Consider the following 18,320-nt stretch of genomic DNA (forward strand, 5'->3'; position numbering starts at 1 on the left):
CAGGTCAGGCCCTATCTCATCGGGTGGTTGATATAGGTGATGATGCGGTCGCGGAGGGCGGTTTGGCGGTTTTGGGATTCGCTGGATTTGATCATCTGGCGGAAGACGTACTGGTTGCCCATCAGGATCAGCAGTCTCTTTGCCCGGGTGACGGCGGTATAGAGGAGCTTGCGGTTAAGAAAGAGCGGTGGTCCGCCGACGATGGGCATGACGACCACCGGGAACTCGCTGCCCTGGCTTTTATGCACGGTCATGGCGTAGGCATGGGTGATTTCGTCCATCTGGTCAAAGTCGTAGGTCACCCGCTTGCCGTCGTTAAAGAGAATGGCAAAGGATTTTTCGCGGCTGCTGATCTTTTCGAGGATGCCAATATCACCGTTGTAGATCCCTTCCCCTGATTCCAGCGACAGCGTATCTTCCCACTTGATGCGGTAATTGTTTTTGATCTGCATCACCTTGTCGCCTTCCCGGTAAATGACCATCCCAAATTCCCGTTGGGAACGATCATCCCGGGGTGGATTAAGGACCGCCTGGAGCTCCCGGTTGAGGTTGATCACCCCGACCTTGCCATTTTTCATCGGCGAGATCACCTGGATGTCATGGATGCTGTCAAAACCTTTGGCGATGGGAAGTCGATTGGTAACCAGTTCGAGGATATCCCGGAGCAGTTTATCACCGTCGTTTTTATTAAGGAATAAAAAATCCGAATCGTTGTTGATATCCGGGATCTGGCCGTGGTTGATTTCATAGGCATTGACGGAAATCATACTTTCATCCGACTGGCGATAGATCCGGTCGAGGCTGAGAACCTTGATAGCGCCACTTTCGATGATGTCTTTTAAGACGTTTCCCGGGCCTACCGAGGGCAGCTGGTCGGCATCCCCTACCATAATCAGCCGGGTACCGGGCTGGACCGCCATCAGCAGACTATCCATCAGCAGGATATCAATCATCGATGATTCATCGACGATGATGGCATCCACATCCAGGGGATTGGTTTCATCCTTGCTGAAGCTGGGATAGTCATCGTCCTGGCTGTATTCGTATTCCAGCAGACGGTGGATGGTTTTGGCTTCATTACCGGTGGTTTCAGTGATCCGCTTGGCCGCCCGACCGGTGGGGGCGGCCAGGACGGTTTTTAGACCCAGATCTTTAAAAATCCGGACGATGCCATTGATGATGGTGGTCTTTCCGGTTCCCGGCCCGCCGGTGATGATAATCACCCCGTTATCCATGGCGGCGGCAATGGCTTCCCGCTGCTTATTATCCAAGGTGATTGAAACATCCCGTTCGTAGTCTGCTATTTTGACCTCAATGTCGACGTTGGCGATTTTATAAGACATCTGACTAATCCGGGCCATCGAAAGAGCGGTGTTATCTTCGGCTTCATAGAGATTTCGGGGATAGTAAACCCGCTGGTCTGCCACCTCCTCCTGGATGATCCGCCCCATTAAAACCAGTTCGCCCAATTGGGCGTTAATTTCGTCTTCAGCCACCCCCAGAATCCGGGAGCTGGTCTGGATCAGCTCGGTTTCGGTCATGTAGGTGTTGCCGCGATTGTAGCATTCTCCCAGTGAATAGTTGATCCCAGCCAGAATCCGACCGGGGCTGTTCTCTTCAAAGCCCAGATGGTTGGCAATCTGGTCGGCAATTTTAAAGCCGATGCCGCGGATATCGTCGATCATCTGATAAGGGTTATTAAGCAGCACCGAAATAGTGTCAAATTTATAAGTCTTGTAGAGCTTCATGGCCCAGTTCGCAGAGATGCCGTAGTCCTGGATCTGGATCATGATCTGTCTAACTTCCCGCTGTTCGTGGTAGACTTCTTTGATACCTTCGAGGGTTTTCTTACCGATACCTTTAATTTCGGACAGTCGCTCGGGATTATTATCCAGGATATCCAGCGTTTCTTCGCCAAACCGGGCGACGATGGCTTTGGCCGTTTTTTCGCCGATGCCGGGCAGGATGCCAGAGGACAGATAGCGGATAATGCCTTCGGTGGAGGTGGGGATTTCCATGGCATAGGTTTCCATGGTGAACTGATCGCCGTAGTTTTTATGTTCGGTCCAGTAGCCGGTGAGTTTGAGGTATTCCCCGTGATTCAGTTCGTCGAAATTGCCGACCACGGTGACCAGATCGCCGTCGATATCAAAATGAGCTACGGTATAGCCGTTGCTTGCGTTTCTAAAGACGATGTGCTCCACCGTTCCCTTAATGATTTCCATGCTTTGCTCCTGTTATTGTAGATTATTGCCTTAATTATAGCACAAAAAAAGACCCATTATTGGGCCTTTTTTTGTGTTTATTTTATATTTCGTTTATTTAACTGCAATTAAACCAATTTTGGTTTTACTGAGTAAGATGTGTGTAATAAGTGATGGGCTTTATGGCTGTTTGGTTCTTCCAGGTATTCTTCGTAAAGACGAATAACGGAAGGATTCTGGTGTGATTTACGGTAGGTTAATACATTTGCATCTTCGTCATAAAGGGCTTTTGCTCTTTCAACGCGGATGTCAATGTCCATTTTATTCTTAGCAGACACGATTGGTTGTCCACCACCGTTGACACAGCCGCCTGGGCAGGCCATTAATTCAATGAAATGGGTATCAGCCAGTTCACCAGCTTTAAGCATTTCCATGACTTCGCGGATATTTGCACCACCATGAGCAACCAGCAGATTTACTTTTAAATCTGGGGTTACGTCAACGCTGGCTTTTTTGATGCCGTCAACGCCACGAACAACCTGATATTCAATTTCTTGAATGTCTTTTTTGTTCAGTACGTCAGCAACTGTTCTGACAGCCGCTTCCATAACACCACCGGTAGCACCGAAGATAACAGCAGCACCTGTGGATTCGCCATAGTAATCATCGAAATCTTCGTCTGGTAATTTATTAAACAGAATTCGAGCTTCTTTGATCATCCGGGCAAGTTCTCGGGTGGTGATGGAAATATCTACATCGGCGTTGCCATCTGTACATAATTCTTCTCGTTGTACTTCATATTTTTTAGCGGTACAAGGCATAATGGAAACAACAACCATATCTTTAGGATCAATCTTGTTTGTTTCGGCATAGTGACTTTTCAATAATGCACCGGTCATATTTTGTGGTGATTTACAGCTGGAAAGATGAGGAATGGCTTCTGGATAATAGGTTTCGATAAATTTGATCCAACCTGGTGAACAGGATGTGATCATTGGCAGAACGCCACCACCGGTTACCCGGCCAATCAGTTCTGTTCCTTCTTCCATGATGGTAACATCAGCACCAAAATCGGTATCGAATACTTTATCAAATCCCAGTCTTCTTAAAGAAGCTGCCATTTTGCCAGTTACTGCTGTTCCCATTGGGTAACCGAATTCTTCACCTAAAGCAGCTCGAACAGCTGGAGCAGTTTGTACGATAACGGTTTTAGTTGGATCGGCAATTGCATCCCAAACTTGCTGAATGTTTGATTTTTCTTTTAATGCGCCAACTGGACAGTTGATGATACATTGTCCACAGTTGATACATCCAACTTCTGCCAATGATTTGTCAAATACTGGTTGTACCTGTGATGTAAAGCCTCGGCCAACGGTACCCAGTACGGCAACACTTTGGACGTCGCGACAGATCGATACACATCGCTTACAAAGAATACATTTGCTTTCATCCCGAACAACGGATGTTGATAAGTCATCAATCAGTTTCCCTGATTTTTCACCTTCAAAAGGAATATCGGATACGCCCAGCTCGGTTGATAAAGCTTGCAGTTCACAGTTTTCACTTCTGATACAGGTTGTGCATTCGCGATTATGGTTTGAAAGAATCAGTTCAAGGTTCACACGTCTTGCTTTTCTTACTGCTGGAGAGTTAGTGAGTACATCGATGCCATTGGCAACTGGGTAAACACAAGCTGCCTGCAAGGCTCTTGCTCCGGCAATTTCAACTAAACACATCCGACATGCACCAATTTCGTTAACATCTTTCAGGTAACAAAGGGTAGGAATGTCAATATTGCTCATTCTTGCTGCTTCTAAAATGGTTGTTCCTTCGGGAACAGTCATTTCTTGACCGTTTATTTTAAAAGTAATCTCTTTCATTATTCTGATAACCTCCTCATCAAGCCTTGGAAATGGAGCCAAATGGACAGGCTTCAATACAGGCACCACATTTTATACATTTTGCTGTATCAATCGTATATGGTTTCTTCTTTTCGCCAGAAATCGCATCAGCTGGACATTTCTTAGCACAAATTCCGCATCCCTTACAGGTTTCTGGATCAATTGTAAAGTCTAATAAATGTTTACAAACACCAGCTGGACATTTTTTATCCCGGATATGTGCTTCATATTCATCCCGGAAATAACGGATGGTTGAAAGCACTGGGTTTGGAGCAGTTTGTCCCAGTCCACAAAGAGCTGAAGCTTTGATGCCGACTGCCAATTCCTGCAATCGTTCGATATCGCCTTCAATCCCTTTACCATCACAGATTCGTTCAAGAATTTCTAACATTCTCTTAGTTCCGATACGGCAAGGAGGACATTTACCACAGGATTCGTCTTGAGTAAAGTCAAGGAAGAAACGGGCAACGTCAACCATACAGTTGTCTTCGTCCATGACGATGAGTCCACCAGAACCCATCATTGAGCCGATGGCAATCAGGTTATCATAATCAATTTTTGTATCTAATAAAGAAGCAGGAATACATCCGCCTGATGGTCCACCGGTTTGAGCTGCTTTGAAAGCTTTACCGTTAGGAATACCACCACCGATTTCAAATACGATTTCTCTCAGGGTTGTGCCCATCGGGATTTCCAGCAAACCGGTATTATTGATTTTTCCACCAAGTGCGAATACTTTTGTTCCTTTAGATTTTTCGGTTCCTACTGATGCAAACAATTCTGCGCCTTGTAAAATAATCGCTGGAATATTTGCATAGGTTTCAACGTTATTTAAAACGGTTGGTTTTCCAAACAAACCTTTGTTGGCTGGGAATGGAGGACGTGGACGCGGTTCACCACGTTTACCTTCAATAGAGTTCATCAGTGCAGTTTCTTCACCACATACGAAAGCGCCGGCGCCTAAACGAATTTCAAGGTCAAAAGCGAAATCAGTATCAAAAATGTTTTCACCTAACAAACCATATTCTTTAGCCTGATCAATCGCAATCTGGAGACGATGTACCGCAATTGGGTACTCTGCACGAACATAAACATAACCTTTAGCTGCGCCAACTGCAAAACCGGCAATCGCCATCGCTTCGATTAATGCATGGGGATCACCTTCTAATACAGATCGATCCATAAATGCGCCAGGGTCACCTTCATCAGCGTTACAAGCGACAAATTTTACGCCATCTTCTGATACGGCGTCATGGGCAAACTGCCATTTAAGGCCAGTTGGGAATCCTCCGCCCCCACGACCACGAAGACCGGAAGCTTTCACTTCGTTGATAACATCTACTGGTGTCATGGTTAACAGTACTTTTTCAAGAGCCATGTAACCGTCGAAGCCAATGTATTCATCAATATTTTCTGGGTTGATAACACCACAGTTCTTTAATGCAATACGTTTTTGTTTTTTAAAGAATCCTAATTCGTTGATTGACAGTGGGTGGTGACCATCACCTTTTTCAGTGTAGATCAATCGATCCAGTGGACGACCTTTGACAAGGTGTTCTTCAACCATTTCGGGGATATCTTTTGCTTCAACACGGCTGTAGAATGTACCTTCTGGATAAACAATAACGACTGGTCCCAGTTCACATAAACCAAAACAGCCAGTTGCAACAACTTCAACTTCATCTAGTATATCGTGTTTTACAAGTTCTTTTTTTAATTCTTTTACTAATATCATGGATCCTGAGGACGTACATCCTGTACCACCACAAATCAGTATCTGCGAACGTTTATATGCCATCTGCTCTTCTCCTCCTCAATTAACCCTTAACCGTTGGATCAATGACTTTACCATCAACCACTGTCATGGTATATTCACTGACAACTTTGCCTTGAGCCAAGTGTTCATCTACAACTCGTGTAACCTTTTCGGCTGTCATATGGACATAGGTTACTTTTTCATTGTTGGCATCGTAAACTTCTACAATTGGTTCTAAACGACATGATCCAATACATCCGGTTTGAGCAACAGTAACATCTACTAAACCTTTTGCATCAACCTCTTCCATCAGTTTAACCATCACTGGTCGTGCGCCTGCAGCGATTCCACAGGTTGCCATTCCGACTACAACGCGGTAGCCATTTTTGCCGTGTCGCAAATTGATTTCGTTTAATTTTTTATCACGAATCGCTTTTAATTCTGCTAAGGACTTTGCCATAATGCTTCCTCCATAATTTCTTGAATTTCTCTTAGACCATCTGAAACGAATTCCCGAATCCAATTAAGAATTTCCGGTTCGTTTAATGAGTCAACTTCCAGCGTCTCTTTAATTTCTCTTGTATTAAAAACAAATAGTTGGTTATTATAGTTGTGTTCATAATTAAGATCTGTCTCTCCAAACGACATTACCATAGTAAGAATCGTATCTGCCATATTCCCCAGGGGAGCACGATCGATATGATCTCGCATGAAGTTTCCAACCACCTTTGTGCCGACACCTGGTGTTGAGCTTATCTCAAAGTATCCGCCGCATGCTTCCGCTGCTGCTTTGAATAAGGATAAACCCAGACCAACTTTACGGGTTGTACGGGTCGTTACAAATGGATCGGTGATATTGTGAAGCATGTCGGCCGGTATTCCGCACCCGTTATCTTCGATGATAATGGTGAGTTCATTGTTTGCCAAGGATTCAACAATCACTAGATTAACAAGCTTTGCCTGTGCTCTGATGGAATTCTGAGTAATATCTAATATATGCAGGGACAATTCTTTCATAACGGCTAACTAAAATTTTTCTAAAATTCCTGGAATTTCATCTACGGTCAAACGTCCAAATACTTCATCGTTAATCATCATAACTGGTGCTAAACCGCAGGCACCAACACATCGTGTTGCATCAACTGACCATTTTCCATCTTCAGTTGTGTCACCAACCTGGGTACCCAGAACACTGTTAACTTTGTCGATAATTGGTTGGGCGCCTCTAACATAACAAGCAGTTCCCAAACAGATACCAATTTTGAATTTTCCTTTTGGTTTAAGGGTAAATTGTGAGTAGAATGTTGCCACACCGTAGACTTCAGTTAAGGGAATCCCTAACTCATCTGCAATGGTTCCTTGTAGTTCAAGTGGTAAATAGCCGTACTTAAGCTGTGTTTCCTGCAGAATCTGCATTAAACAACCTGGTACTTCTCGGTGCTCAGCGACTATTGCCTTTACTACGTCCAAATTTTCAACTGGTATTAATTCAGCCAATTTTCAAACCTCCTAATTAAATCGTGCAAACCTTTACGCTTTTGATTGCATATTTTCTAACGATGTCATTATAACACATAACCATAAATTCCGTTATATTTTTAACAGATAAATTTTTTACTCTTTTTAACCCAAATTTTAATGAAAACCTTTAAATTAATCGAATTTTGAAGCAAAATTTCTACTCATTTGTTTTTTTTGCGAAAAGAGTGTAATAATTTTGCACAAAAAAATAGGTATTTTTTAAAATACCTATAAAGTTCACGATAAAACTACCGTTCCGACAAATTGTTGACATCTTGCGACCTGAGGCTCACAAGATGTCAACAATTGTCGGTATTACTTTATTCATTTTTATCCCAGATAATGAATCAGGGTTTGTCGTTGCATATCCGGGAGTTCGAGAAAATATTCCCGCTCGGCCATGTCTTCGAGCTGATGGGCGTCAGAACCATGAATAAACTTATAGTCTTTAAAGAACCGAAAGTTTTTCAGGACATTATCAAAGGTTTCTTTTTTTGAAATTTCACAAGTCTTTATATCCAATTCCAGGGGGATAAAACCCAGCGATGAAATAAGGCTGTAGGATTTTCGGTCGATATGGGCGGGCACAATAATACCGTCCATATCATGAACAATTTGCCAGAGTTCATCCACGCCGATATTTGTTGCCGAAATAAGAAGCTTGTCCACTTCACCGATAATATTGTCATCTTCATCCATAATATATTGGGGCCCAAATAATTCTTTTTCATTCATCACATCCGGGAGACGGTCATAAATAACCTGATCCAGTTTCATGGCCGCTTCCAGAGTTGGAAGATAGGCCAGAATATGAGCTTCTTCTTTGGTTGTCACTTCAATTCCCGGGAGTATACAAATCCCTTTTTCCATTTCTTTTGCCAGCTCTTTTGCCACTGCCATCACTGCCGGTAAATTTTTGGCGGTGTTATGGTCAGTTACCGCAATAAAATCAAGTTCTTTAATCAGGGCCATATTGACAATGTTATTGGGGGTCATCTCTTCTTCCCCACAGGGGGATAAGACCGAGTGAATATGCAGGTCTATGGCTACCTTGTCCATTTTAGATGCCGGCGTTTCCTAAAATTTTACAAACTTGATAAGCATTAAGACCGGTAGTAATAACCGGGATATCTTCGATGATGGCCCGTTCCAGGGTACTTTCTTCGACCTCTGCACCTTCCGGAATGATCACGCAGGACATTTCCAGCAGAGTTGCCACAGCAATGATATTGACATGGGTCTGGATGGTAACCCAGGCACAGCCATGACCAGCATTGGCCATCACCCAGCTTAATAAGTCGCCGACGTAGCCACTCTGAATCACCCCTTCGATTCCTACCTGGGGATTAAGACACTTGAATTCCTTGTTTTCTAATAATTCTCTAACCTTCATTCATATTCTCCTTTATGATTTTTGGATAAACTAATCTTTTTTGATCAGCGGTTTTTCGGTGGGGTGTTCCACTTGCAAGAGTTCGTTAGTTAAGACGGAGAGGTCTCTAACCCGGTCTTTTAAGATGAAAACACAATCAATTTCTTTTGCTTTTCCGGCGACAATGTCTTCGGCCAGCGCCCGGCAACCGGGTGAGCCACAGGAACCGCAGTCCAGCCCGGGAAGTTTCTCTTCCAGTATTTCGATTTGCCTCATTTTTTCAATCGCTTTATTGATATCCTGATCCAGGGGTTCGGGACTTCTTGGCAGAATCCGCTCTTTGATGTGCATCATCCCAGAATTGTAAATACTTTTGACGTATTCATCTGGCATATGGACAATGGAGGTCTGTTTCATTTTTTTGGTCCGGTCCTGGATGTACATTTTGGCGACATAATTGTTTTCGACGGTCAGACAACCGCCGACGCAGCCACCGATGCAAGCCAGACCTTCGAAAAACTCGATGGTATCGAGTTTGCCACATTCAATTTCTTCCAGGACGCTGATGACATTTTGAATACCATCAACATGGAGCACATTTTTGTTTTTCAGGTAGTCGCTTTCTCCACCAGACAAGGCCCAGGTACAGGATTCGGGGGTGGTATTATGAATCCCTTCCTGGACCGGACAGTTGCCGATGAGACTGGAAATATCGCTGTAAATATCTTTAATGGCAATGGCTCCGTCGATCTGGTCGTATTTATCATACTCGCTGGAAGCCGGGTTATTGACCATGGTGGCTTTTGCTGCACAGGGGGTTATGAAAAAAACCCCGACGTCGCCGTTTTTATAAAACCCCTCTTCTCTGATTCTTTTTCTGACCAGTCTGGCCGTCATCGCCATGGGCGATTTTAACCGGCAGATATTATCGGTAAGCTCGGGAAAGCGAACCTGAATCAGCTTGACAACCGCCGGACAGGCTGAAGAAATCAGGGGATGTGGATAGCGTTTGGCATGGTACTCATACTTCAGGGCCTGACCAACCACTTCTGCTCCATAGGCCACCTCCACCACTTCATCAAAACCCAGGGCTTTAACCGCCGAGAGAATCTGGTCGATGGAATACTTGGGTTTGAACTGCCCAATGATAGCCGGAGCCACCATGGCGACCGTATATTTAAAGTTGTCCTTTTTTGTTAGCGGATCTGTTTTGGCCAGCTTGGCGTGATGAGGACAGATCCGGATACACTCGCCGCAGTCAATACATTTGGACTCATTGATTATCGCCTTACCGCCGCGAACCCGGATGGCTCCGGTGGGACAGCTTCTGAGACAGGTGGTACATCCCAAACATTTTTCTTCATCAAGATATACAGAATGAAGTAATTTTTCCATATCTCACCCTTCTTTCTGCTTATACTAAAAATTTCATGACAATTTTTGTACCCTCTCCAATTTTTGAGGAGATTTGAAAATCATCGGCATTATTCTTCATATTGGGTAAGCCCATTCCGGCTCCAAACCCCATCTGCCTGACTTCATCACCGGCGGTTGACCAGCCTGCTGTCATAGCCAGCTCAATATCCGCAATGCCTGGTCCGGTATCTTCAATGGTCAGAATTAATTCTTCTTCTCCCACTTCCAGCGTGATTTTTCCACCAGATGAGTGAATGGCCAGATTCATTTCGCCTTCATAACCGGCAATGGATACCTTTCGAATCACCTTATTGGAAACCCCCAATTGCTGGAGGGTCCTTTTGATTTTTCTTGAGGCTTCCCCGGCGGTGTCAAAATCTCCCCGTTTCACATCAAAGACAAGTTCGTAACTCATCTAAGATGGGCTCCTTTGAGACCATTTTTATAGAGAATGCCACAGCATTCAAAAAGAATATATTTAGTGGACATAACCAGAAGATTTCTTTCTTGGGCCATATTGATCATTTCCTGACTTGGCATTTTATTTCTGACAAAGATAATACTGTTCATATTAGCCATATCGGCCGTGTTAAGCACCTGCTTATTGACCAGACCGGTTAGCAGTATGGCATCTTCTCTGGCAAAGCACAAAACATCACTCATGAGATCACAGCCAAAACCAGACTGAACTTCTTCGTCCAGATGGTTCTCTCCAGATAAAACAACAGCATCGAGGAGGTCTCTTACTAGACTTAATTTCATCGATCGTTCTCCTTTATTTAGTGATTTCTATTATTGTAAAGGATTTCTCACTCTATTAGCAAGGTATTTGGACGTTTTTTTATAATTATTTATGTTAATTTTTCATAGCGTTATTTTATGATAAGGGGCGTTCAGTGTTTTTAACAGGTTTTCTTCGTCGTCGTCACAGGTAAAAAGAATCACCTGGCGTTTGCTGCTGAGTTCTGAGAGCAGTTTAAGGGCCTGGGTTTTTCGCTGTTTATCGTACCGGACAAAGGGTTCGTCCAGGATAAAAGGCATCTCATGGGTGATGAGTTCACCAATTCCGTAGCGGAAGGCAAAATGAACCTGATCCATGGTTCCGGCACTTAATTGTTCAGCGTCTTTAAAATCACCGCCTTTGGGATCCACCACCTTGAGTTTCATCGCTTCATCAATTTTTACCCCTTTATAGTTCTGGGTAATGGTCTCCAGGATGTCTCCAATATTTTTGTTCAGCTCCGGTGCCGACTCCAGATGGTAGTCTTTTTGAATGGCTTCCAGAACCTCCAGAGCAGCGTTGCAGGCTTTTATTTCGGTATCAAAGGACTCAATCTGAGCATCCAGAGATTTAATGGTCTCCTGAATTTCCACCGGCAACCCAATCCCATCGGTGAGGGCACTGTTTTCCCCTTCCAATCTGGCAATTTCTTTTCCCAGACTGAGAAGCTCTGCGGATTTTGGCGAAGCTTTCTGCCAAACCGACTGTCCATCATCTGTTTTTCCGCCGTTGACGGTTTCCAGCAGATTCTCCAGCAGCCGGAGGTTTCCGTTAAAGCGGATTTTTAGTTCTTCCAGCTGCTGACCTTTTTCGCAGCGTTCAGCATATTCAGCAATGTCTTTAACCTCATATTCAGCCAGTTTTCTTTCGAGATCCCGCATAATTCCCCGACGCTGTTCGAAGAGCACTTCATAACCGGCCTGATGACGGGAATGCTGAACAATAATCAATTCACCTTCGTTTTGCATCTGTTCCAGTTCTTTCTGATTTCGGACTACCTTTTTATAGTAACTATCAAAACTGGGGCCATCTTTTAACTGATATTTGGCCAGTATTTGTTCCTGGATGGGAATTAATTGTTTTTCTTTGAGAATTTTTTGCTTTTTAAGGGTTGCCGAAATACCAAAACTCAACCCCACTACCCCTAAGATTGCCAGGGTCACGCCAACGGTTAATGACAGATTTTCAATCCCCTGACTGGTTCCCATCATCCCCATGTTGGCCAGTCCGACGAGACCCATTCCCAGCAGGGTAACCAACGCCGAAATGATGTTGATGATAATATTTGATTTCTTATCGACTGCTGCTACTTCATCTTGTTCTTTTTTATAAGTCTCGTAATCTTCGGCAATGTTTTCCAGGGTATGTCCTGCCAGCGAGCTACGCTTTGATGCTTCTTTCTGCCGGATGGTTTTTAAATGCTCGGAGGCATCAGTCATTTCCTTTTCGATGTAATCCATCTGATCGCTAAGCCGATCGGACTGATTCGAAATGGCTTTTAAACCCTCCAGGGTCTTATAGTTGTAGCCTTCATAGACCTCGTCTTCTCTGATTATTTTTGACAAGCGATTGTTTTCTTTTTCCAGTTTGTTGATTTTTTCATAGCTCTGCAGTAATTCTTTTTTTCGCTTGACCACCGACTCCTGGCTCAAATAATCATTTTCTGCTTCGATGCGTTTCATCTTCTTTTGATTGCGGGTGATCTTTTCCTGATTTTCGGCTACCTTTGCATAGGCTGCCTCTGATTCTTTTAGCAATTGCAAAAGTTCGTCCCGTTCCCGGATGGCCGCACCAATTCGCGACTTACTCTGGCCGGAACGGCCGATATTGTTCTTTTTTTCTTCCAACCGCCTGACAATGCCCTTGAAATTAATTTCAATGCCACTGGAATTCTGCATCTCGATGTAAGAATCCCGGACTTCATCCTGGGTACCGGACTCATTATCATGGGCGATCTGGCGCATATTGATGGTATTATTATAAATAACCGCGGTCATGCCCAGATTTCCCAATGGCAGCTGCTGACGGATTACCCCATCGTATTTAAATTGGTCGTTGATTATTTTTCCGGTGGTATTATCGTAAATAAACAGCGAGTCTTTGGCTCTTAAAAAATTCCGCTCCAGACGAATTTCCCGGCCGTCCTGCTCATAAACCAGGGAGCCGCTGTAATCAAATTGATTCCAGGGCATATATTTTTCATATTCTTCGCTGTAGGTTTTCTTCTTTCGATAGGGTTTGTAAAATCCGAAAAACATCCCTTGAATAAAGGTTTGAACAGTTGTTTTTCCAGCTTCGTTTCTTCCGTAAATCAGATTCAGTCCCGGCTGCAGCTCGATGGTTTCGTCTTGAAATTTTCCAAAGGCTTTGATCGTCAGGGTTTTAATTCTCATTTTAATACCCCCTCACTGATCATCGCTTCGATGCTGTAAATGATCGCTTTTTTCCGGACTTCCGGTTCTGCTATTTTGCCCAGTTCGCTAAGGAGCTGACCAATGGGATTATTTTTATTTTCGCGAATCAGCAGTTCCAGATCGATATCTGGTTCAAGTTTGGATGTGTCTGTTTCGATATAGTAAAAAGACTCTTCCAAATCGTCGTTGATCCAATCCATTTGAATTTCCGGATTGATGTAGCCGGTAAAACGGATGCGATAGTAATTCTGCTGGCGGTTTATTTCGGTATCACAGCTGATTGCTTTTTTGATAATATCATTGTAAGACTCTTCCGGGGAAATCGGGATTTCCCTGGTTTCATATTTTCTTGATTCAATGGGATTAAACCCGCTGCTGGTAATATAGCACTGGTTCTCATAATCGGTTTCGACCTGCGAAATTAAAAAACCCCGTTCGCCGGTTTCGCCAAAATTAAGGGGTACCGGAGATCCGCAATAGGCGACCCCGCCGGGAGTCAAACCGGGTTTGTGGATGTGTCCCAGGGCAATAAAATCAAACCCCTTCTTCTCTATCAATCTTAAATCGATGGGGAGATAGAGACTTTGGTTCGTCACTTCGCCATGAACCATTAAGATGTTATAACGGGTGTCGTTTAGTTTAATACTGTTAAAGGAGCGCTCGGGAAAGGCCCGATACTCGTTTTTTACCCAGGACATGCCAAAAATTTCGGTGTTGAGTTCTTTTATATATACGGATCGAAACACATCTTCTTTAAAGATATAAACATTGCTGGACCACTCCACCTTTTTGTAGGGTGAGTTGTCACCGTGATAATCGTGGTTTCCGGTAATGATGACCACCCAGGTTTTATCCAGACTGGCCAATCCTTCTGCCACTCTTTTTATATCCATGGTGAGTACATTGACGCTATCAAATAAATCTCCGGCAATGAGTAAAAGCGGAACTGCTTCTTCTTTGACGTATGTAATCATCTCATCAAAGGCTTTCCATAATTCTTTTCTCTTGTTTTTACCGTAGTAGTTTCCTTGCTGCAAAAAGGTAAAGGGGCGACCTAAATGAAAATCACCTGTATGAATAAAGGTTGTCAGCATCCTCTTTGCCTCCTCATCTATAAATTTTACTTATTTGTCTTGTAACTGATTTTTTATTATATCATCTTTTCATAAATGTTACATTTAAATTTTATTAAAGTTGATGAGTTTATCTGTTTCAAGGAGCTGAAAGAGGGTAGGGGTTAAGGAAAATGCCGCCATGATGTTCTTTACTTCGGTTAGCGCCTGGACTTTTCTTTTTTCTGTTGATCCGGTCTTTTGGGCCCGGATCAGGATGTTTTTGGGGGTATGAGCCAGATCGACGAATTCCAGGAGCTGGACCTTGTAGCCGCAGGCTTCGAGGAGGCTGCCCCGGATGGCATCGGTGATCAAGGCAGCGGTCCGCTCTTTGATAATGCCATATTTTGTCAGCAGGCTCAGTGTTTCTGTTTCGATCTGGGCGTTTAGTTCGTGCTGGCAGCAGGGTACTGAAAAAATCAGATTGGCATTCCATTTAATGGCATTGTACAGGGCGAAATCGGTGGCGGTATCACAGGCATGCAGGGTAATGATCATATCCACCGGAAAGCGGGCTTCATAGGCATCGATATTCCCCAGTTCGAATGATAGATTATCGTAGCCGTATTTTTGGGCGCTGGCATTGCACCGGTCAATGACATCGCTTTTTAAATCCAGACCCACCATCCGAACCTTGATGTTTTTTATTTCAGTAAGATAGTAATAGAGAATAAAGGTCAGATAAGATTTGCCGCAGCCAAAGTCAATGACATTGAGCGGTGTCCCGGGGTCAAGATTTTTGATTTCGTCGTCGATGATTTCCACAAAGCGGTTGATCTGCCGAAATTTGTCGGTCATCGTCTTGACCACCTTGCCTTCTTTGGTGAAGATTCCCATATCCACCAGGGGTTCAATGACAACGCCTTCCTGAAGGAGATAGTTTTTTTTGCGGTTATGGCTTTGGAATTTGGCGGGAGCTTCTTTAATCGCTTTTTTAGTCACCGACGGCTTCCCTTTTTTGCTGATCTGAATGATATATTCAAACTGACCGTCCCAGGCATTGTATTGCTGAAACTCTTTTTCCAGTGCTTGAAACAAAAAAGTCTTCAACTGCGCCGGCGAAAAATTTTCATTAAACACCTGGGTGGCGGTAAATTTTTCCAGATGGTAGGCTTCATTTATTTGACTGATGACTATTTTTTTATAGTCACTTGTTTTTGATCCTGGCTTACTCAGAATGATTTTATATATTTCGGGATTAAAACTGATCTCCAGTGTTTTTTTCAGGTCGTTCATTTGTTTACCTCGTCGTTTTTCTTTGTTATCAATATCCTACCACGGGTTGGGCAAAAATTACAGTTGGATTTGATTATAAAGAAAAAAATACCGGGAATATCCTTGTGGATATCTCCAGTATTTTAATATCGTTATGATTTAAATAAAATTTGTTGCTGGTTTATGCTCCCATAAACATGGCCAGGTCGGCGTCGACTGAGTCGATGCCGCCGATACCAAAGGTATCGACCAGAACATTGGCTACATTTGCTGATAAGAAAGCCGGCAAGGTCGGCCCCAGATGGATATTTTTGACGCCCAGGTGAAGCAGTGCCAACAGCACGATGACGGCTTTTTGTTCATACCAGGCAATGTTGTAGGCAATCGGCAGTTCGTTAATGTCATTGAGTTCGAACACCTCTTTTAGCTTTAAGGCGATTAATGCCAAGGAGTATGAATCGTTGCACTGTCCGGCATCCAGAAGTCTGGGAATTCCCCCGATGTCGCCCAGATCCAGCTTATTGTAACGGTATTTTGCACAACCAGCAGTTAAAATCACGGTATCTTTTGGCAGTTTTTCAGCAAACTCGGTGTAGTAGTCCCGGGATTTCATCCGACCATCGCAGCCGGCCATAACAAAGAACTTCTTGATGGCACCGGATTTAACTGCATCGACCACCTTATCGGCCAGAGCAAAAACCTGTTCGTGGGCAAAGCCGCCGACAATTTTGCCGGTTTCGATTTCGGTTGGGGCTTTTAAACGTTTCGCCATTTCGATGACTTTGGAAAAGTCTTTTTTACCATTGCTATCAGCTTCAATGTGAGCGCAGCCGGGATGACCGGAAGCGCCGGTGGTGAAAATTCTTTTTCGCACTTCGTCACTTTTGGGCGGCACAATACAATTGGTGGTAAATAGAATCGGCCCATTAAAGGATTCAAATTCTTCGAGCTGTTTCCACCAGGCATTGCCATAGTTCCCGACAAAGTTATCATATTTCTTGAATGCCGGATAGTAATGAGCCGGCAACATTTCACTATGGGTATAGACATCGACACCGGAGCCTTTGGTCTGTTCCAACAGCTGTTCCAGATCGGTTAAGTCATGGCCGGAGATTAAAATGGCGGGATTCTTTTTAACCCCAATATTCACTTCGGTGATTTCCGGGTTGCCGTATTTTCCAGTGTTGGCACCGTCCAGAAGGGCCATGGCGGTCACGCCGAATTGACCGGTTTTTAAGGTCAGGGCCACCAGATCATCGGCGGACAGCTTATCATTCAGAGTTGCTGCCATGGCTTCATAAATAAAGCCATATAAGCTCAGGTCTTCTTTACCAAGATTGAGGGCATGTTCGGCATAGGCCGCCAATCCCTTTACTCCGTAGGTTATCAGCTCTCTCAGCGAACGAATATCTTCATTTGTGGTCGCTAACACTCCAACATTGGCTGCTTTTGCAATCATTTCAGCTTTTGTGGCGATTTCAAATCGGGCTGCATCATGCAGCGTTGAAACATTTATTTTCTTGCCGTTTTGCTCTTTCTTCAAGCCCAACAGCTTCTGAAAAAAGCTGGGTGAATTCTTTTTGTTGGCTGCATCAACCATATCTCTTAACTGATTTCTCAGGGTTGTCATTTTTTTTATTTCTTTGACAAAGGCATCGGCATCAAAGTTTGCGTTGGTAATGGTCATAAATAGGCTTCTTAACACCTCATGGTTGACATCTCCCAATTCTTTGGCTTCCAGTTCGCCTTTTACCACGATTTCTGAAATCCCTATGACGGTATAGATCAGCAGATCCTGAAGTTTGGCCACCTCTTCACTTTTACCGCAAACTCCTTTAACACTGCATCCTTTTCCTTTGGCCGCTTCCTGACACTGATAACAAAACATACTCATATCGTCCTCCTGAAATTCTTATTTGTATTCTTAACGATTATTTTAAAATCACCTGGTATCACTACCACATTTGTATGTTGCTATTATATCCGGGGTTTATGTTTGAAGCCGTTGCAAATGCAACGGCTTTGATTCTTTTTAAAAAACTGTCCACAAAAAAAACACCCTTCGGTGTTTTTCGTAGTTATTCGCTTTTTTTATCATCTGTCTGAATATTCTTATTTTTATAGAAAATACAACCGGTTTCTTTATATGGATTTTTTAAAACATCCATGTCCGGACACCGTCCATTGACATTAAAACCGCAGTTCAAATAAGAACATGCATTTTTTTCTTTTGATTCCATTGGTTCTCCTCTTTAGTTTTACACCCAAGGTGTTCTTTAAACTTTAATTGCGTGTAATTATATCAGTTACATACTAAATACTCAAGGGTTCATTACGCCTTAATTATTGCCGAACATTAATAAAACCACCGATTAAAACAACTATTTATTCTTTCCCCATATCGAAAATAACATAAAACGGCCGGAATAAATCGCCACTTTGATCGCCACTTAATGTCCATAACGCACCGTAAATGGCCTGTATTCTAAATTAGGCATAAAAAAAACAGAGTCGATAAACGGCTCTGTTATGCGCTATTATTGGTGCTCCCTCAGAGACTCGAACTCTGGACACCCTGATTAAGAGTCAGGTGCTCTAGCCAACTGAGCTAAGGGAGCAATAGTGGTG

16 protein-coding genes and 1 tRNA gene are annotated in these 18,320 nt (G+C 43.6%); all 17 read right to left on the minus strand.

Going from position 1 to position 18,320, the window contains the following annotated elements:
* Positions 1-11: 11 nt before the first annotated feature.
* Positions 12-2,225, minus strand: coding sequence for an ATP-dependent RecD-like DNA helicase (locus tag ACEW8F_RS09120; protein ID WP_373483164.1), 2,214 nt, complete (start codon positions 2,223-2,225; stop codon positions 12-14).
* A 107-nt stretch (positions 2,226-2,332) separates the two neighbouring features.
* Positions 2,333-4,084 (minus strand): NADH-dependent [FeFe] hydrogenase, group A6, encoded by a 1,752-nt coding sequence (locus tag ACEW8F_RS09125; RefSeq protein WP_373483165.1) that lies wholly within the window; start codon positions 4,082-4,084, stop codon positions 2,333-2,335.
* Between the two features lie 19 nt (positions 4,085-4,103).
* Entirely contained in the window at positions 4,104-5,903 is a 1,800-nt protein-coding gene (locus tag ACEW8F_RS09130) for an NADH-ubiquinone oxidoreductase-F iron-sulfur binding region domain-containing protein (RefSeq protein WP_373483166.1), read from the minus strand.
* A 19-nt stretch (positions 5,904-5,922) separates the two neighbouring features.
* Positions 5,923-6,321 carry a ferredoxin gene (locus ACEW8F_RS09135; protein WP_373483167.1) on the minus strand — a complete coding sequence of 133 codons (399 nt, stop codon included), beginning with the start codon at positions 6,319-6,321 and terminating at the stop codon, positions 5,923-5,925.
* Complete coding sequence (locus tag ACEW8F_RS09140) at positions 6,306-6,878, minus strand: ATP-binding protein (protein WP_373483168.1); 573 nt, start codon at positions 6,876-6,878, stop codon at positions 6,306-6,308. Before ACEW8F_RS09140 ends, ACEW8F_RS09135 begins: the two co-directional genes overlap by 16 nt.
* A gap of 9 nt (positions 6,879-6,887) precedes the next feature.
* Positions 6,888-7,358 carry an NAD(P)H-dependent oxidoreductase subunit E gene (locus ACEW8F_RS09145; protein ID WP_373483169.1) on the minus strand — a complete coding sequence of 157 codons (471 nt, stop codon included), beginning with the start codon at positions 7,356-7,358 and terminating at the stop codon, positions 6,888-6,890.
* Positions 7,359-7,712: 354 nt separating this feature from the next.
* On the minus strand, positions 7,713-8,441 hold the full coding sequence (locus tag ACEW8F_RS09150) for a PHP domain-containing protein (RefSeq protein ID WP_373483170.1): 729 nt from the start codon (positions 8,439-8,441) through the stop codon (positions 7,713-7,715).
* 1 nt (position 8,442) lies between these two features.
* A complete protein-coding gene (locus ACEW8F_RS09155) occupies positions 8,443-8,775 on the minus strand; it encodes an AraC family transcriptional regulator (protein WP_373483171.1) in 333 nt (110 codons plus the stop codon).
* Between the two features lie 30 nt (positions 8,776-8,805).
* A complete protein-coding gene (locus ACEW8F_RS09160) occupies positions 8,806-10,149 on the minus strand; it encodes a [Fe-Fe] hydrogenase large subunit C-terminal domain-containing protein (RefSeq protein ID WP_373483172.1) in 1,344 nt (447 codons plus the stop codon).
* A gap of 19 nt (positions 10,150-10,168) precedes the next feature.
* The gene (locus tag ACEW8F_RS09165) at positions 10,169-10,585 is read right to left on the minus strand and encodes an ATP-binding protein (protein WP_373483173.1); all 417 of its coding nucleotides are present in this window, start codon (positions 10,583-10,585) and stop codon (positions 10,169-10,171) included.
* Positions 10,582-10,932 carry a hypothetical protein gene (locus tag ACEW8F_RS09170; RefSeq protein WP_373483174.1) on the minus strand — a complete coding sequence of 117 codons (351 nt, stop codon included), beginning with the start codon at positions 10,930-10,932 and terminating at the stop codon, positions 10,582-10,584. The genes ACEW8F_RS09165 and ACEW8F_RS09170 overlap by 4 nt, the downstream gene beginning before the upstream one ends.
* Before the next feature lie 102 nt (positions 10,933-11,034).
* Positions 11,035-13,344: an ATP-binding protein gene (locus tag ACEW8F_RS09175; RefSeq protein ID WP_373483175.1), complete on the minus strand. Its 2,310-nt coding sequence runs from the start codon at positions 13,342-13,344 to the stop codon at positions 11,035-11,037.
* Entirely contained in the window at positions 13,341-14,459 is a 1,119-nt protein-coding gene (locus ACEW8F_RS09180; protein ID WP_373483176.1) for an exonuclease SbcCD subunit D, read from the minus strand. The genes ACEW8F_RS09175 and ACEW8F_RS09180 overlap by 4 nt, the downstream gene beginning before the upstream one ends.
* Positions 14,460-14,543: 84 nt before the next feature.
* Complete coding sequence (locus ACEW8F_RS09185; protein ID WP_373483177.1) at positions 14,544-15,713, minus strand: SAM-dependent methyltransferase; 1,170 nt, start codon at positions 15,711-15,713, stop codon at positions 14,544-14,546.
* 160 nt (positions 15,714-15,873) lie between these two features.
* Positions 15,874-17,586, minus strand: a complete 1,713-nt coding sequence (gene hcp / locus ACEW8F_RS09190) for a hydroxylamine reductase (RefSeq protein WP_373483178.1) — start codon at positions 17,584-17,586, stop codon at positions 15,874-15,876.
* A gap of 184 nt (positions 17,587-17,770) precedes the next feature.
* Complete coding sequence (locus ACEW8F_RS09195; protein ID WP_373483179.1) at positions 17,771-17,932, minus strand: hypothetical protein; 162 nt, start codon at positions 17,930-17,932, stop codon at positions 17,771-17,773.
* A 301-nt stretch (positions 17,933-18,233) separates the two neighbouring features.
* A tRNA-Lys gene (locus ACEW8F_RS09200) sits at positions 18,234-18,310 on the minus strand.
* Between the last annotated feature and the right edge of the window lie 10 nt (positions 18,311-18,320).

The sequence above is a fragment of the Acetobacterium sp. genome (assembly GCF_041752335.1).
In the GTDB taxonomy this organism is placed as follows: Bacteria; Bacillota; Clostridia; order Eubacteriales; family Eubacteriaceae; genus Acetobacterium.

What these genes read in the sequence shown, in the direction of transcription:
- ACEW8F_RS09180 (WP_373483176.1), bottom strand. Translation starts at nt 14,459, where the DNA reads ATGCTGACAACCTTTATTCATACAGGTGATTTTCATTTAGGTCGCCCC.
- ACEW8F_RS09170 (WP_373483174.1), bottom strand. Translation starts at nt 10,932, where the DNA reads ATGAAATTAAGTCTAGTAAGAGACCTCCTCGATGCTGTTGTTTTATCT.
- ACEW8F_RS09140 (WP_373483168.1), bottom strand. Translation starts at nt 6,878, where the DNA reads ATGAAAGAATTGTCCCTGCATATATTAGATATTACTCAGAATTCCATC.
- ACEW8F_RS09160 (WP_373483172.1), bottom strand. Translation starts at nt 10,149, where the DNA reads ATGGAAAAATTACTTCATTCTGTATATCTTGATGAAGAAAAATGTTTG.
- ACEW8F_RS09120 (WP_373483164.1), bottom strand. Translation starts at nt 2,225, where the DNA reads ATGGAAATCATTAAGGGAACGGTGGAGCACATCGTCTTTAGAAACGCA.
- hcp (WP_373483178.1), bottom strand. Translation starts at nt 17,586, where the DNA reads ATGAGTATGTTTTGTTATCAGTGTCAGGAAGCGGCCAAAGGAAAAGGA.
- ACEW8F_RS09185 (WP_373483177.1), bottom strand. Translation starts at nt 15,713, where the DNA reads ATGAACGACCTGAAAAAAACACTGGAGATCAGTTTTAATCCCGAAATA.
- ACEW8F_RS09150 (WP_373483170.1), bottom strand. Translation starts at nt 8,441, where the DNA reads ATGGACAAGGTAGCCATAGACCTGCATATTCACTCGGTCTTATCCCCC.
- ACEW8F_RS09130 (WP_373483166.1), bottom strand. Translation starts at nt 5,903, where the DNA reads ATGGCATATAAACGTTCGCAGATACTGATTTGTGGTGGTACAGGATGT.
- ACEW8F_RS09165 (WP_373483173.1), bottom strand. Translation starts at nt 10,585, where the DNA reads ATGAGTTACGAACTTGTCTTTGATGTGAAACGGGGAGATTTTGACACC.
- ACEW8F_RS09125 (WP_373483165.1), bottom strand. Translation starts at nt 4,084, where the DNA reads ATGAAAGAGATTACTTTTAAAATAAACGGTCAAGAAATGACTGTTCCC.
- ACEW8F_RS09135 (WP_373483167.1), bottom strand. Translation starts at nt 6,321, where the DNA reads ATGGCAAAGTCCTTAGCAGAATTAAAAGCGATTCGTGATAAAAAATTA.
- ACEW8F_RS09175 (WP_373483175.1), bottom strand. Translation starts at nt 13,344, where the DNA reads ATGAGAATTAAAACCCTGACGATCAAAGCCTTTGGAAAATTTCAAGAC.
- ACEW8F_RS09155 (WP_373483171.1), bottom strand. Translation starts at nt 8,775, where the DNA reads ATGAAGGTTAGAGAATTATTAGAAAACAAGGAATTCAAGTGTCTTAAT.
- ACEW8F_RS09195 (WP_373483179.1), bottom strand. Translation starts at nt 17,932, where the DNA reads ATGGAATCAAAAGAAAAAAATGCATGTTCTTATTTGAACTGCGGTTTT.